Source organism: Bdellovibrio bacteriovorus HD100, from assembly GCF_000196175.1.
Taxonomy (GTDB): domain Bacteria; phylum Bdellovibrionota; class Bdellovibrionia; order Bdellovibrionales; family Bdellovibrionaceae; genus Bdellovibrio; species Bdellovibrio bacteriovorus.
Window position 1 is genome coordinate 3,444,601 of record NC_005363.1, and the last position, 14,814, is coordinate 3,459,414.

Consider the following 14,814-nt stretch of genomic DNA (forward strand, 5'->3'; position numbering starts at 1 on the left):
ATATATTAAAATACTCCTGCGCTCTTTGAGCGACTTGCGGGTTCGTCAGCCTTGGGAATAAGAAAGTAACAAAGGCCGTAACCCAGGATCGCAGCACCGAAAGTGACCAGCATGAACAGAACAAATCCTGTTCTTACTACTCCCACTTCGATGTGGTACCGTTTAGCTATTCTAGCACACACGCCAAGAAGCTTTCTATCTAGAGCTTGGTCCAGTCTGTCGACACGGGGCAAGCAAACTGCCAGGATCAAATAAAACAGGATCCCACTGCCAAACCAGAGAACCGCAACCAGCCAAATGACGCGCAGTATCCAAGTTTCGATACCCAAAGCGTCGCCCAAACCCTTACATACGCCAGCTAAGGCGCCTTTATCGGATCGAACCCAACGATAGTCCAGTTTCTGTGTGTTTTGCTCGGTCACTTACGGCCTCCATCAATACAGCTTCAACAAAAGGGAGAGTTTTAGCACCCCTGCCTTCGAAAAGTAAGCTGTACCTATAAGGTCCCCGTGATCATGAAATCGTTACCGAAGGTCAGATAACGAGGGTTCTTCAGTTGGATCTTGTCCGTCATAGCGGAAATACGAACACTTTCCGTCCAAGAGCGGGAGCCTCCAGAGCCCATGATGATAGGGGCCTGGAACATATAAAGTCGATTTACAAGGTGGTAACTCACAAAGGAGCTGGCGGTGAACGCGCCCCCTTCAACCATCACGGAACGAAGCCCCTTTTGGTAAAGCTGCGCCAGCAGGTCTTCCAGATCCAAATCGCCACCGACACGGGTTTTTACGTAAACCACATCCGGGGATTTCACCAAAGTGCCGCGCAGTTTTTCAACCTTTTCACGCAATTCTTCCGCCACACACCAAATCACATCCTCGGAAGCGTGCACTTCTGAAAGCTTCAGCTTGGTGAAATTCGGAAGCAGCTCGGCTTCACCATCGACCACGATCACTTTGTTCTTTTTCGTGATCTGCGGGTGACGGATGTTCAAAGACGGATTGTCAAAATCAATGGTGCCCTTACCAACCAGAATTCCATCATGGCAGGCACGGATATAGTGAACGTATTCACGGGACTCAGGCCCCGTGATCCACTGGCTTTCACCCGAACGAAGAGCCACCTGCCCGTCAAGGCTGGAAGCCATCTTCAAAGACACGAAGACTTTCTTTTTGCGGAAGTTCCACAGGAACGCTTCGCAGACTTCTTCCAGTTCGGTTTTGATTTTTGCATCCAGAACCGGATTCGCGGAAGAAAACACCTCGGCCTCAATCCTCGCCTGGCGCAGGATTTCAGCCCCCTGACCGGCCACCAATGGATTGGGATCGATCAGACCGAAGGTTACTTTTTTCAGAGGAAGTTTTGCCATCATCTTGGCGCAGGACGGGGTTTTCCCTTCGTGCGCGCAAGGCTCAAGCGTGACAAAGGCATGGGCGCCTTTCAGCTGTTCCGGCGAAAGATTTTTCAGCGCATTCACTTCCGCATGGGGGCCGCCGTAAAATTCGTGATGACCGGCAGACAAAAATCCACCCTGAGCATCCAGAACCACCGCACCCACCAGCGGGTTGGGACTGACTCGCGCTGCTCCCTGATAGGCCTCGCTGATGGCAAGGCTCATGGCTTCTTCAGCCGTGAGCTTGGTTCCAATAGCAGGCAAAGACAAAGAGCGAATCAGTTCCATCAGATCACCTACGTCAAATAGCCGCGTTCGCGCTGATCGCGTTCGATCGCATCAAACAAAGCCTGGAAGTTTCCGTCGCCGAAACCATCGTGGCCTTTACGCTGAATCAATTCATAGAAGATCGGACCGAAAGTGTTTTTCGTGAAGATCTGCAGCAGGTATTTTCCTGTTTTGTCGCCATCCACAAGGATCGCATTCTTTTCAAGACGGCTGATGTCTTCAGTCACGCCCGGAACGCGCTCAGGAATCATCTCATAGTAAGAGTGCGGCGGCGGAGTCAGGAACTGAATCTCGCTGTTTTTCAAAGATTCCAGAGAATAGTTAATATCATGAGTCAGCAAAGCAATGTGCTGGATGCCGGAGCCTTTATATTCATCCAGATATTCCTGGATCTGGGATTTTTCCTCGGTCGGTTCATTGATCGGCACCGAGAATTTTCCGCAGGGAGATCTCATAGCGCGAGAAAGAAGACCTGTCTTGCTGCCGCGGATGTCGAAGTACTTCGCTTCATAGAAGCCGAAGATGTCTTCATAGAAGTGCTGCCACTTGTCCATTTCACCTTTAGGCACGTTGTTGGTGAAGTGATCCACCACGGTGAAGCCCACGCCCACGGGTGCTTTGTCTTCCGGTTTCACCTGGAAGATTTCATTGTAAAGTTTGTCCTGGTTCTTCTGATCCATGAAATAGATCAAAGAGTCGCCGATACCATAGATCGCCGGGAATGGAGTCGCACCTTTTTGGTGTTCGTTGCCTTCATAAGGGCGCGCACCACGAGCCACAGCCGTTTTAAAGGCCTGATCAGCATCGATCACGCGGAAGCCGGTCGCATTCACGCAAGGGCCGTGAAGTTTTGCAAAGTCAGTTGCGAAGGTATGAGGTTCACAGTTCAGGATAAAGTTGATGTCGCCTTGGCGGAAAAGTTTGATGTTTTTGCCGTGGACCTGGCCAACTTCTTTAAAGGCATAGCGTTTGAACACTTGTTCAAAAAAGTGGGCGTCAGGACCGGAGTATTCGATAAAATCAACTCCGTTAAGACCCACTGGATTTTTCTCGGTAACTTGAGCCATGGCTCCTCCTAAAACTTATATACGATGCGCTGACAGTAGCCCCAAATGGGGCATTATTCAAGCATGAATAAATTAAGGTATATCAGACACTTAGGGCGTTTTTATGGGCCCAACCTAGGGGCTGGATCAGACATACAGGCGATGTTCACAAAGGTATTACAGTGGTGAAATTTCAACCACATCCAGTTTATACATTCCGCACTAAACCCGATGAAGATTACCAAGAGGGCTGATGTCGAAAGCACCAACGAAAAAACAACCCACCTGGTTCTACATTGTGTTGGTACTGCAAACACTGGGAATCATCATTGCGATTGGAATGCTTCGCGATCTGATGTGGATTTTTTAATAAGCCACATTGCTTGAGAACATAAATCCGTAGCTCGAATACTCAAATGCATCATCACCCTTCGGCACCGACGCCATGTAATAGCCACCCAGAATCAGCTCACTTCGACCACGCACAATCGCAACTCCGGCACTGGTCAGATGATTTGTACTGTTATTGATTGAAGTATGACTGTAGCCCGCCATGGGCTGCCAGCTTTCAAAACTTTTGTTTCTCCAGCCAACAGAATAGACAACGAACGACTCTTCATTTTCGACAACACCATCTGCGTCCCTCAACGAGGATTCGGAGGTATAGGTCACATCAACAAACAGGTCATTCCCTGCAAGCAGATTAAAGCCATTGGCCAAACGCAGATAGTAGGGGGACTGCTTCACAGGTTCATAAGAAACCGCCTCTTCATTCACCGTGTTTGGCGTCGCCACATAGTGAACAGCGGTATATTCAACCGCTTTTGATTCCAGCATCACAGGCATGAACTGCGCAGAGAAACCCACCGTCCAGTTTGCCACAGGCTTTATCTGGATTCCCGGCAGAACAAAAAGGCCTTTGTTCTTGTTTTCTGTTTCAGTAAACATGGTGGCATAAAGATTTCCCCCCGTGCTGATCTTGTTATAACTGTGAGTTCTGGAATCACCCAACTGCAAGCCTGCAGAAATCCCCCAGGAAAGGCTGTCATTGACAGCCGCACCAAATGCCGCCCCGACCTTCAGAAGCTGACTGTCCAAGCTGGTCAGTGAGGACGTATTGTAGGAACCACCCTGCGTATTCATCAGGCCACCCAGGCTTAGCATCATCGGGCTTGCCACAAAAACAGCCCCCGTCCCCCACTCTGTGGGATAAATTCCAGAAGCCAGCAAGGGGCGCACAGAATAATCACTGGGACTCAAATCGCTGCTGTTATTTTTCATTTGGTGACTGGTGAGCGCGGTCCCACTGACCGAAAGTGACAACTTATTCGTGGAGCGAAACCCCAAGCCCGCAGGATTGTACAAAGCATTTCCCGGCGAAGACTCCATCGCACCACCGGCATTACCCATAAAGGATTCACGATGCCCCGCTGGTAACGGAAAATAAATTGCAAAAGCAGAGGACGCTACAGATAGAAGCCCGGTGAAAAGCACTACTTTCAAAAACATTAAAGACCTTCAAACTGCTTATAAAAATGCAAAACTTTTGGATCGACGATGATGGATCGCGGGTTCCACCCAATCAGATGCAATCCCTTGGCGCTTCTCAGACGGCTGAGAGCCACATATGCCTGTCCCGGTTCCCACAGCTGACTGAGATCACACCACAGGTCATCCAGGGTGGCGCCCTGGCTTTTGTGAATGGTGGTGGCGTAAGCCAGTGTCAGCGGGAACTGTTCCACCTGTGCCATGATGTTGCCTTCGGCATCCTGAATGGCAAAAGAGGATTTGCTGACCTGAACCTCGCGGCCGCGGTCCTTGCGCACGGTGATCTGGTCTGCCGTGATATCCACAACAGTTCCTCGGGTGCCATTCACCCAGCGGCGCTGAGGATCATTTTGCAGGAACATCACCTGACAGCCGATTTTTAAAATCAGCTTTTCCGCGATCGGCGAGGCCTTTTTCAGCGTTTCAATATGCCGTTCCGATCCGCTGTAAATGGATTCAATCACGACTTCGGTTTCATCAATTTCAGCAAGTTTTCGTTCGTTGAACTTTTCGGCGTTGATCTTGCGCGGGAACAGACGTGTGCCGGGATCGTCTTCATCGTGATCCTGAACGTGTTCATTCAGAAATTCCCGAACACGCTCGGTGACCTTGCCATGGCGAACGTCGCTTAGCACATCCAAAAACAGATTGTCCGAAACCCGCTGGTTGTGTGAAAGCATCACGGTCTGAAAACCGCTGACTTCCCAGACGCCATTCAGAAAACACCAGTCGCGCTGACCTGTGTGAGTCACCGGAGGCAGCTGGGCAAAATCCCCCACCGCGATCACACGCATGCCACCCCAGGGAAGTTTGGATTCCCGTGCTCGTTGTGACAAAGCTTCGGCGATCATCAGGGCCTGGCCGGGAATCATCGAAATTTCATCAATGATCACCCCTTCGACTTTGCGCAGACGGGACATCAGACGCTTGTCTTTGCTGGCCCGTTCATAGGTGGCGTCCGCGCCACCTTCCATAATTCCCAGACCAAAGAAGCTGTGGAAAGTCCGGCCGCCCAATAAAACGGCGGCAGCCCCTGTGCTGGCCAGAATCGGCATTTCTTTCGGATCCAACTCACGCATGAACTGGCGAATCAGAAAACTTTTTCCGCTGCCTGCCCCACCTGTCAAAAAAACATTCTCTCCGGATCTTAAAAGATCCAAAGCGGAGGCTTGTTCGGGAGAAAGTTCGATTTCGTGCACAGGCATAAGTCCTGCGATCATGCCACTTCCCAGTCTTGCGAAGCAAATATAAAAACGATAGCATTTGGACTCTGAATTCATAACAAAGGACTGTTGTTGATGCTGAAGCTTCTCTTACCCCTGCTGGTGACTCCTCTGATGGCGCAGGCCACAAAACCCGCCCCAAAATCCAGTTCTGAAATTCCGGCCAAACGTGAATTCCCCCTGAATTCTGAGATCAGCCCATGCCAGAACTTCCATCAGTATGTGTGCTCCAAAGCGGAAGGCGCCTTCAAACTGCGCGAGGACCGCAGCCGCCACCTGTTTGCTTTCAGTGATTCCCGTGAACGCCTGCTTGAAACCCAGATGAAATTCATGAAAGAGCTTCCGCACCAGAAAAATCTGGATGAGCGCACCGCCCAGGTTCGCGATTACTATCTGGCGTGCATGGATTCCACCGCCAAGGCCCGTGATGAAAAGGCGGAAGTCAAAAAGCTAAAAGCCGAGCTGGATCAGATCAAATCCCTGGAAGAGTTCATTCTTTACGCCCACGCCCAGATGCCGCGCGGATTGGGAGGTCTGATTCGCCTGTGGCCGACGAACAATCTGGATAATCCCAAAGAGATCGACGCCATGTTGTACTCAAGCCTGATGGAGCTTCCGGATCACAAGTACTATGAACAAAAAGACCTGATGGCGGATTATGAAAAACAACTGGTGCTGTTCTTCCAGTCGGTGGATCCTAAGATCAAAAAAGCCGACGCCGTAAAAAAAGCCCAGGCCCAAATCGCGCTGGAGCAGGATTTTATCAAAGTCTTCCCGGTGACAGCAGTTCGCCATCAACGCTGGAGCGAAAAGCGCGTTGCTTCCCAGAAGGATCTGGTTAAGAAGTATCCGAACCTGAAGCTGGATGTTTTGTTCAAATACGCGCCGGAAAAACTGGCCGTGAACACGCCGATTCCAGAATCGTTGGACTTCCTGAATGCCGAACTGCCAAAGCGTGATCTGCAAATCTGGAAAGATGCCTATTTGTACGGCGCCCTGAGCGGCGTGATGGATGACGGTTATCCGAAATTCTTTGCTTCGCAATTCGCCTTTGAAAAGAAGTTCTTCGGCGGCCCGGCCCAGCGCCCGGTTCGTCAGGAGCGCTGCACTTCGGAAGCCACCCGTTTGTTCTCGAAAGAAATCGATGCGGTTCTGATTGAAAAAGTGTTCCCGAATTTTGACGAAAGCAAAGTCAACGAAGTGGCGTCCCGCATTCGCACGAGCATCCTGCAAGGCTTGGAAAAGAACACCTGGCTTTCCAAAGATGGCAAAAAAGAAGCTCTGGCCAAAATCCGCACGGCACGCCTGCAATTGGTGAAACCCCACAACGACCGTGAATGGGACTTCCTGCCGGTGAAAAAGTATTCCATCAAACAGGCCATTCAGAATCTGCGCACTTACCGCGAAGCCCGCTGGGAAAAATCCATGCAGGAAATGCGCGAACCCGCCAACATGGATGCCTGGGGCATGAGCCCACTGACCGTGAATGCTTACTACAGTTCGAACGAAAACAAGTTCGTGCTGCCGATCGGGATCCTGCAGTTCCCGTTCTATGACAAGGATGGCTCTGTGATTGAAAATCTGGGTGCTGTCGGCGCTGTCGTCGGTCACGAGTTGGGTCACAGCATTGATGACAGTGGTTCCAAATATGATTCCCAAGGACGACTGCGCACCTGGATGACCACCAGGGACATCATGGAATTCAACCTGCGTGGCCAGAAAATGATTGAGCAGTTCAACAAAGCTGATCATGACGGAAAACTGACCTTGGGTGAAAACGTGGCGGACCTCGTCGGACTGACTTTTGCCTACAATGCCGCCTTCCCCGAAGGCAAGGGCAGCGAGAAAGACAAAAAAGATTTCTTCGTGGCCTATGGACGCCTGTGGTGTGAGGTGATCCGCCCGGACAACGCCAAACTGCTGCGCAAAACCGACCCGCACTCTTCCGGTCCGGCCCGCATCAACGAACAGGTGAAACAACAGCCCGCTTTCGCAGAAACCTTCCAGTGCAAAGCCGGAGATCCGATGACTCTTCAGGAAAAAGACCGGGTTCAAATCTGGTAGATCAAGCTTCCTTTCTGGATCGTTTCACTCTGAAACGATCCTTTTGGGATCTCGTGGAATATCACAACTTCCCGCCGGACAGCTCTTTACGATTCTTTGATGGAGTCCGAAGAGTCCACCATGACTGGAAGTAAGTTCGCGATCCCTGTTTTATGCCTGATTTCCCTGCTGCTTTCTGCGTGCACCCTGGATCTGAAAAAAGAAGACGGCAGCACGGACGAAGAGGCCATTATTGAGGAAACTCTTTATTCCTGCCCAGAGAACTATGTCTATGTACCTTCACCGGCGGGATCTCCCCCACCGGGTTTCTGTGTCGCAAAATACGAAATGAAAGATGTGGGATCTGTCGCGACTTCGCAGGCCGGCGGGGCTCCGTGGGGCGCGATTGACCGCGACGATGCGGCGGCGGCCTGTCAGGCGCTGGGTGCGGATTTTGATCTGATTTCCAATGCCCAGTGGAATCAAGTGGCACGGAATCTGGGGTCAGTTTCGACCAATTGGAATTCAGGCGCGGTGACTTCGGGGGCTTTGAATCGCGGCCACTTCAACGATGATTTCGGATACTTGCTGGCTGCAGGTGGCGATGATCATCCTTGTTATGGCTTGGATCTGGACCAGGACTCAAACCCTGACAGCCTGGCCTCTTTGGATGCTGTGTGCAGTCCGACGCTGTGGCATGAGAACCGCCGCACTCATCAGCTCTCCACGGGAAAGGTTCTGTGGGATTTTGCCGGGAACGCCTGGGAATGGACCAAGGATGACTATGCGGGGGGCGCGGCCGCTTCGAATGTTTATATTTCCGAGCTGATCACCTTGGCTGATTCCTTCACCACACTGTTTGCTCCGGCGGCCAGCGTGCTGTGCGCCGACCCGAACTTGAACGACTTTTGCGGGATGGGCTTTGCGTGGATCAACGGTCCGGGTGGAGCGGTTGCCCGCGGCGGCAGTCTTTACAATGGCACTCAGACGGGGATTTTCTCGATCGATCTGGACAACAGTGCGTCTTATACCGCCAATCATCTGGGTTTCCGCTGTGTCTCTGCGGCCACTCCCATCCTGCCATCTGCTTCCAATTGATTTACAGGTCCTAAAACAACTTAGGACCTAAATCTGCTACGCGCCGAGCCTGACTGGTTCTTGCTGTCTTTTCCGGCAGATGCTATGGTTAGAGTCTTGGCTCTGATGCCGGAGGAAGACGTCACAATGAAATTCGTCAACTTTACTTCAAAAACTGAAAATCCTCATTTTGAGGGAATCTACGATATTGGCCCTGCTGAGCTTCTGCAGAACAAGGCCAATGTGGTGATGATCGACGTGCGCCAGCCTGAAGAATACGTCGGCGAACTGGGTCACGTTGAAGGCTCCTCCCTGATGGTTCTGGACACTCTCCCTGAGCAACTGGGCACCCTGCCCAAAGACAAAACTGTGGTCTTTATCTGCCGCAGTGGCGGTCGCTCTGCCAAGGCCACAGCCTTTGCCAAGATGAACGGCTTTGAAGAAGTATACAACATGCAAGGGGGCATGCTTCTTTGGAATGATCTGCAGCTCCCTGTCACCAAGTAAGAAAAGAAAATATGCCTGGAAAAGTATTTGTTAACAGAACATTGAATCTGAAAAAAATCCGCTACATCGGCGTGGACATGGACCACACATTGGTTCGCTATAACAGCGAAAACTTTGAACGTCTGTCCCACACCACCATGATCGACAAACTGGTGAAACGCGGTTATCCCGAAACTTTGCGCAAGCTGGTGTTCGACTATAACTTCGCCATCCGTGGTCTGGTTATTGACCGCAAGATGGGAAATCTGCTGAAGCTGAACCGCTACACAGCCATCCGCGCCAGCTATCACGGTCTGAAGCCTCTGGACTTCAAAAGCCACCAGAAGCTTTACAAGTCCACTTACATCGACCTGTCCAATTCCGACTATCTGGCGGTGGACACGTCTTTCTCGATCTCTCTGGCGAATCTGATCGCTCAGATCGTGGAACTGAAGGATTCCGACACGGCCAACAAGTATCCGGAGTACGCGCAGATCGCTGACGACGTGTTGGATGCTTTGGATGAAGCGCACCGCGATGGCTCTTTGAAAGACGTCGTGAAACAGAATCTGGATCACTTCATCATCAAAGATCCAACCCTGGTGCACACGCTGGAAAAATTCCGTCGTCACGGGAAGAAGATCTTCGTTTTGACGAACTCGGATTTCCACTACACGAAATTGCTTCTGGACTATGCGATTCAGCCATTCCTGAAAGAGCACAAGTCCTGGGAAGATCTGTTTGAGTTCGTGATCACGTTTGCTTCCAAACCAAAGTTCTTCTATGAGAATCAGAAGTACCTGCGCGTGAATCCGGCTGACGGCACCATGACCAACATGGAAGGCAAACTGACTCCGGGGATCTATCAGGGCGGTAACGCGAAGAAATTCACGGCCGATCTGGATCTGGCGGGGGATGACATCCTTTACGTGGGTGACCATATCTACGGCGACATCCTGCGCTTGAAAAAAGACTGCAACTGGAGAACCGCGATGGTTATCGAGGAACTTGACGTTGAAGTTGAAAACAACAAGCAGGCCGAACCGATCAATCAGGAAATCGAAACCCTGATGAAGAAAAAAGAGCCCCTGGAAGACGAACTGACCGACATCATGACCCGCAAGATTGAAAAGTCTGTGGCGGCCAATGAACCTCAGATCGAAACTTTGCAGAAGACTATTTCTGAGATCGACTCCCAAATCAGCCAGCTGATCAAAAAGCAGCAGGCCATGTACAATTCCAACTGGGGTCAATTGATGAGAGCCGGCAACGAAGAAAGTTACTTTGCCTACCAACTGGACCGCTATGCCTGCGTTTACATGCAGAAGCTGAGCGACCTGCTGGATCTGTCACCAAGAACTTACTTCCGGGCGCCTCGCCGCCCGCTGGCCCACGAAATCTTCTAAAAGGTTCCTGGTTCTAATTCAGGTCCCTGCCGCGTCAAAGCCATCCCTTCGGGGATGGCTTTTTTATTTTCTTTGCCGAATCCCCCAAGTACCATTTCCAAATGAAGAAAAATTCCTCGCAGATTCTGATTGTCGTGGCTGTCGCTGCTGTCGCAGTTGTTTCGTTTTCTCTCGGGCGCTCCACCGCTCCGACTTCGACTGCCTCGGCGGTCATCGCCGAGCAGGTCAAATCAGAACTGATTTCGCTGACTCAGAAAGACTTTGAAGAATACCAGAATCTTAAAACTCTCGAAGAACGCTACAAAAAGGCCGACGAGATTCTGGGAAAGATCGTCACCGTCTTTTTGGCGGAGCTGGGAGTAAAGCTGGCGTTTAAATCCACAAACCCGGCAATGCTTGAAGGCTCATGCACTATTCCCGCAGCGCAGGCGCAAACTCCGGCCCCGACTGCTCCTGCAATGACTTCACACCCCGCTCCGACCGAAGGCGATCCGTCATCGCCACAAGCGCTGACAGCATCAAAGCCTGGAAATGAATGGATCAGCCACGAAAAAGCACTTCTTGAAGTCCGTGACGAAAACCTGGCACTGGAAGAACTGAAGAAAATGGAGATCAAAGATCTGTTCTCAACACTCACTTCGAGTTCAACGCTTTCTACAAAAAATTCAAGTGGCATCCAGGGTGTCTACAACGGAGAGATCAACTTCTTCGATCGCAAAACACACAAATCAGACTGGCTCATCACCTGGGATGTCCGCCTTAGACAGCCCAACAAGGAAGATGCCTACGCCCTGGTGATCCTTTCTAAAAAGGACAGTGGCGAAGTCATCAGCCGATCCCAGACATCCAGCGGGCCTTTGCAGGATTATATGACCGTTTCTGGCAGCGCCGCCCTGATCGTCAATATCCGCGCTGACAAAGCCTATATTCAAATCTATCCGTTGAATGGAAACACTCAAGTTTGGGTGGGCAACGTCTATGAACAGAAAAAACGTGGTGAATACATCATGACCGGGCAGGTCCGCCTGAACAAACAATAGAGAGATCCGATGAAGTCCATTTTTTGCTGTCTTACACTACTTCTGATTTCTTCAACAGCGCTGGCGCAAATACTGCCCATCGGACTTTACGAAGGCATGATGGCCAACACGGGCGTCGCAACCACTCATTCCAAGGCGGCATCCTATTATAATCCCAGTCTGCTTCGGCAAAGACAGGACAATGCCTTCAGCCTGAATGGAAACTCGATTGGTGCGATCAATTCAAAGAATGAAGGCCAGACATTTTCATCGTCTCTGGGGCTAGCACCTTCTTATCTGAGCAACCTGGTGGTCGGCGAAGACCTGATCCATGAGTTCTTTGTCGCCAACACTTTGCAGGGTTTGTTTTCATGGCAGTCCAACAAGAATGAGAGTTCCTTTGATGCCGAGGCCAACATCAACCGGATGGTGTCAGGCTACTCGATGGCCTTTAAAGCCATTCCCCTGGCCATACAGTTTTTGGCGCGCTATTCGGAAGTAAAAACCTTTGGGGTCGGCGAAAGCTCTTTCCCCGCGCAAGACATCTATGTCGTTTCCAAAACCAAGTCCGACTACAAGAATCTTAATGTCGCCCTGGGGCTTTCGACGCATTTCCAATTTGAACACTACACACTGGGCGTGAATTTCAACTCACGGGGCCTGTCCTTGTACAATCAGAACAAAGGCTCTTCCAAAGTATTCACCCACGGCTCCCCTCCCGGAGACTTCACCGTCAGCGAAAGTGATGACGCCAGAGCCAGTGTCACCAACGAAGAGGGCAAGCTGCTGATTGGTCATGGATTCAAAGTGGGGCATCACGAATTTCTGACTGATTCTTCTTTCGTCGAAGAATCGGGGAATCTGGATCGCTACGTGTTCTCACAAAGTTTTGGTTATCGCTATGGAGCCGCCGATGGACATCAACTTCTGTGCGGGATTTCTCACCGCTTTGGTACTGATGTCGACTATTTCGGCCAAAACTTCAATACATCCGTCGGATATTCATGGAAAACACGGGCCCTGCGATCCGCACTCGGCTTTTACTATGGCAAAGAAGACACGACGGTTGAAAGCTCTGCCATCGGCATTGTGTTTGGGAGCGAATATGAATACTAGACCCGCGGCGGCCTAAGGCCAGACTAGCCTTTTTCGCAGTTTCAGTTTGCCGGATCAGACCCATTTATTAACAATAGAGTTCATGATTCTTCTGAACATCCTTTTTTCGATGATGTTTGCGCACGCCAAAGATCCTTGCGAAAGACGTTTCGTACTGGGCTTCATGGACAATGCCCCCTCTTACTTCGTCGAAAATGGAACCAAAAAAGGTCACTCTTACGTCGTGATCAAAGACATCATCAGCCACTTGGAATGCCGGGAAACCGAAGTCCCGGGATCCTATGCCGCGAACAAAGAAAAGCTGATCAACAACCGCATCGACATCATGGGTCTGGCCTTACAGGATCCGGAAATGGACAAAGCGGCTGAATTCATCCCCGCCTATCGTGTGCCCCGCATGCTGATTGTTGAGAAAAAGATGTTCAATTCGAAGTACTCGGTTGAAGACTATGTGAAAAATTCCAAGGCCGTCTTTGCCACATTGATTGGCGCCGGCTTCTTCATGTCCGGGCAGGAACGCGAAATTCTGTTTAAACAAAAACGCCTGTTTGAAGTGCCCGGCCCCGCAGACGTTTTTGCAAGCCTGTTAAAAGGGCGCGCGCAGGCCAGCTTCTCAACACCTTTGTTCACGCATCATTATTTGTCGCGCCAGGGACTGGACGGAAACTTTGCCATCATCGCCGATGCGTCTCACACCCAGGAACTGGGAATTTATGTCTCAAAGGCGCGTGTGTCCGAACAGGATCGGATGAAGATCAAAGATATCATCAAAAAAATGAAAGCCGACGGATCACTGGCTCGTTCTGCCAAGGATTACGTGCGCGCTGAAGACCTGAAATTCTATAAGAACTGATTACCAGTTTATGGCTTCGCCATCCTGGAAGAAGCCGCCATTGGGACCGCCCTTGGGCAAGGTCGCCGCCCAAAGAAGACCTTTGATTCCCTGCTCGACCGAACGATCCGCGTGGGGACCACCCATATCGGTGCGCACCCAGCCCGGTGAAACCGAATTCACGCAGATGTCTTCACCGTCCACTTCCGAGGCGAAAAGATTCGTGACCATATTCAGACCCGTTTTGGAGATCCGATAAGACGCCGATGCCGTCTGTTTTTCAGAAAGCTGGGCCATGCCGCTGGAAACATTCACGATGCGTCCGTAGCCCTCTTGCTTCATCAATGGAAAGATCTTCTGGGTCAACAGGAACGGCCCCAGGGTGTTCGTGACAAAAGTCTTCTGCAGCGTAGAGGCTTTGGTTTTGAACAGTGAGGAATTCCCACCATCTTCACTGTCAATCAGGATGCCAGCGTTATTGATCAGCACATCGACAAAACCGTATTCGCGTTTGACCACCTCGACAAAGTCAGTGATGCTTTTTTCCTGGGACAGATCAAGCTTCATCGGTACGACATCCAGGCCCTTCATGGTCAGACCGTTCAGGGTCTTTTGCGCTTTGTCCGGATTTCTCATGGCCATCAGAACCTTGAAGCCCCGTTGCGCCAGGGCCTCGCTCAAAGCAAGCCCCAAACCCCGATTTGCACCAGTGACAACAGCGATTTTTTTCACGAAGAAATCCTTTTAGTTGGGACGAGGAACCGGGCGTTCGCCGGCCGGGAACAATTCATTGGTCACCCAGTTGCGCTGGTTGATCACACATTCAGAAGAAATCACTCTCCAGCGCTCTACAGGGTAGGAATAAACAGTCTCAACCCAGCCCCAGCCATTCCAGTCGATCACACGGCGATAGTGACGGCCGCCGTTTCCATCACGCACAGAGCGTGTTTCGCGGTGGAAGGTCAAAAGAGGATAGTGAACTTTCAAAGTGCCATCCATCGTCAGCTGAGCTTGCGCGTGTTCATCAAACACACAGCCATAATAACCATCCAAACTGCGCAGACGCCCCTGAAGCGTTTCTCCCGGGCGCACATCACGGCCTTCGGGCATCCAGAATTCGAAGAAGTAATCTGAAGGGGCGCCGTTGGAATAATAGCTGCGGGTGTTCAGCGTCAGTTTGCCGTTGAACTCAATAAAACGGATGATATTGCGACCATCAGCACTTTGCCAAGGTTGCTCAAGAACGCTGCGGGCTTCCGCCGTGAAACCTGCCAACAGAGACAAAACAAGTATCATCGTTTTCATCTATCTTCTCCTCTTTTATAACGCTCTATAGA

The 14,814-nt window shown here is 50.9% G+C and carries 14 protein-coding genes; 7 read left to right on the forward strand and 7 right to left on the reverse strand.

What is annotated here, in order from left to right:
- Positions 1–5: 5 nt before the first annotated feature.
- The 5 genes from BD_RS18290 to pif1 all read right to left on the reverse strand — a co-directional run bounded on the left by BD_RS18290 (position 6) and on the right by pif1 (position 5,555).
- Positions 6–422, reverse strand: a complete 417-nt coding sequence (locus tag BD_RS18290; RefSeq protein WP_038448630.1) for a PspC domain-containing protein — start codon at positions 420–422, stop codon at positions 6–8.
- A gap of 74 nt (positions 423–496) precedes the next feature.
- The gene (gene ribD / locus BD_RS16220) at positions 497–1,681 is read right to left on the reverse strand and encodes a bifunctional diaminohydroxyphosphoribosylaminopyrimidine deaminase/5-amino-6-(5-phosphoribosylamino)uracil reductase RibD (protein WP_011165871.1); all 1,185 of its coding nucleotides are present in this window, start codon (positions 1,679–1,681) and stop codon (positions 497–499) included.
- Between the two features lie 8 nt (positions 1,682–1,689).
- The gene (gene hppD / locus BD_RS16225; protein ID WP_011165872.1) at positions 1,690–2,748 is read right to left on the reverse strand and encodes a 4-hydroxyphenylpyruvate dioxygenase; all 1,059 of its coding nucleotides are present in this window, start codon (positions 2,746–2,748) and stop codon (positions 1,690–1,692) included.
- 345 nt (positions 2,749–3,093) lie between these two features.
- Positions 3,094–4,236, reverse strand: a complete 1,143-nt coding sequence (locus BD_RS16230) for a hypothetical protein (protein WP_011165874.1) — start codon at positions 4,234–4,236, stop codon at positions 3,094–3,096.
- Positions 4,236–5,555: an ATP-dependent DNA helicase Pif1 gene (pif1, locus tag BD_RS16235; RefSeq protein WP_011165875.1), complete on the reverse strand. Its 1,320-nt coding sequence runs from the start codon at positions 5,553–5,555 to the stop codon at positions 4,236–4,238. The genes BD_RS16230 and pif1 overlap by 1 nt, the downstream gene beginning before the upstream one ends.
- A gap of 18 nt (positions 5,556–5,573) precedes the next feature.
- Here pif1 and BD_RS16240 point away from each other — a divergent pair, with 18 nt between their 5' ends.
- The 7 genes from BD_RS16240 (at position 5,574) to BD_RS16270 (ending at position 13,498) form a co-directional block, all read left to right on the forward strand.
- Entirely contained in the window at positions 5,574–7,562 is a 1,989-nt protein-coding gene (locus tag BD_RS16240; RefSeq protein WP_011165876.1) for a M13 family metallopeptidase, read from the forward strand.
- Between the two features lie 120 nt (positions 7,563–7,682).
- Positions 7,683–8,639: a formylglycine-generating enzyme family protein gene (locus tag BD_RS16245; protein WP_041583781.1), complete on the forward strand. Its 957-nt coding sequence runs from the start codon at positions 7,683–7,685 to the stop codon at positions 8,637–8,639.
- A gap of 84 nt (positions 8,640–8,723) precedes the next feature.
- On the forward strand, positions 8,724–9,125 hold the full coding sequence (locus BD_RS16250; protein WP_226988075.1) for a rhodanese-like domain-containing protein: 402 nt from the start codon (positions 8,724–8,726) through the stop codon (positions 9,123–9,125).
- Positions 9,126–9,136: 11 nt separating this feature from the next.
- Positions 9,137–10,510 carry an HAD-IG family 5'-nucleotidase gene (locus BD_RS16255; RefSeq protein ID WP_011165879.1) on the forward strand — a complete coding sequence of 458 codons (1,374 nt, stop codon included), beginning with the start codon at positions 9,137–9,139 and terminating at the stop codon, positions 10,508–10,510.
- A 101-nt stretch (positions 10,511–10,611) separates the two neighbouring features.
- The gene (locus BD_RS16260; protein WP_011165881.1) at positions 10,612–11,550 is read left to right on the forward strand and encodes a hypothetical protein; all 939 of its coding nucleotides are present in this window, start codon (positions 10,612–10,614) and stop codon (positions 11,548–11,550) included.
- Positions 11,551–11,559: 9 nt separating this feature from the next.
- Positions 11,560–12,645 carry a hypothetical protein gene (locus tag BD_RS16265; protein WP_011165882.1) on the forward strand — a complete coding sequence of 362 codons (1,086 nt, stop codon included), beginning with the start codon at positions 11,560–11,562 and terminating at the stop codon, positions 12,643–12,645.
- A gap of 82 nt (positions 12,646–12,727) precedes the next feature.
- Positions 12,728–13,498, forward strand: a complete 771-nt coding sequence (locus BD_RS16270) for a transporter substrate-binding domain-containing protein (protein WP_011165883.1) — start codon at positions 12,728–12,730, stop codon at positions 13,496–13,498.
- Here the strand turns inward: BD_RS16270 and BD_RS16275 are convergent, their stop codons facing one another.
- Positions 13,499–14,209: an SDR family NAD(P)-dependent oxidoreductase gene (locus tag BD_RS16275; protein WP_011165884.1), complete on the reverse strand. Its 711-nt coding sequence runs from the start codon at positions 14,207–14,209 to the stop codon at positions 13,499–13,501.
- A 12-nt stretch (positions 14,210–14,221) separates the two neighbouring features.
- A complete protein-coding gene (locus BD_RS16280; protein WP_011165885.1) occupies positions 14,222–14,782 on the reverse strand; it encodes a hypothetical protein in 561 nt (186 codons plus the stop codon).
- Positions 14,783–14,814: the final 32 nt, after the last annotated feature.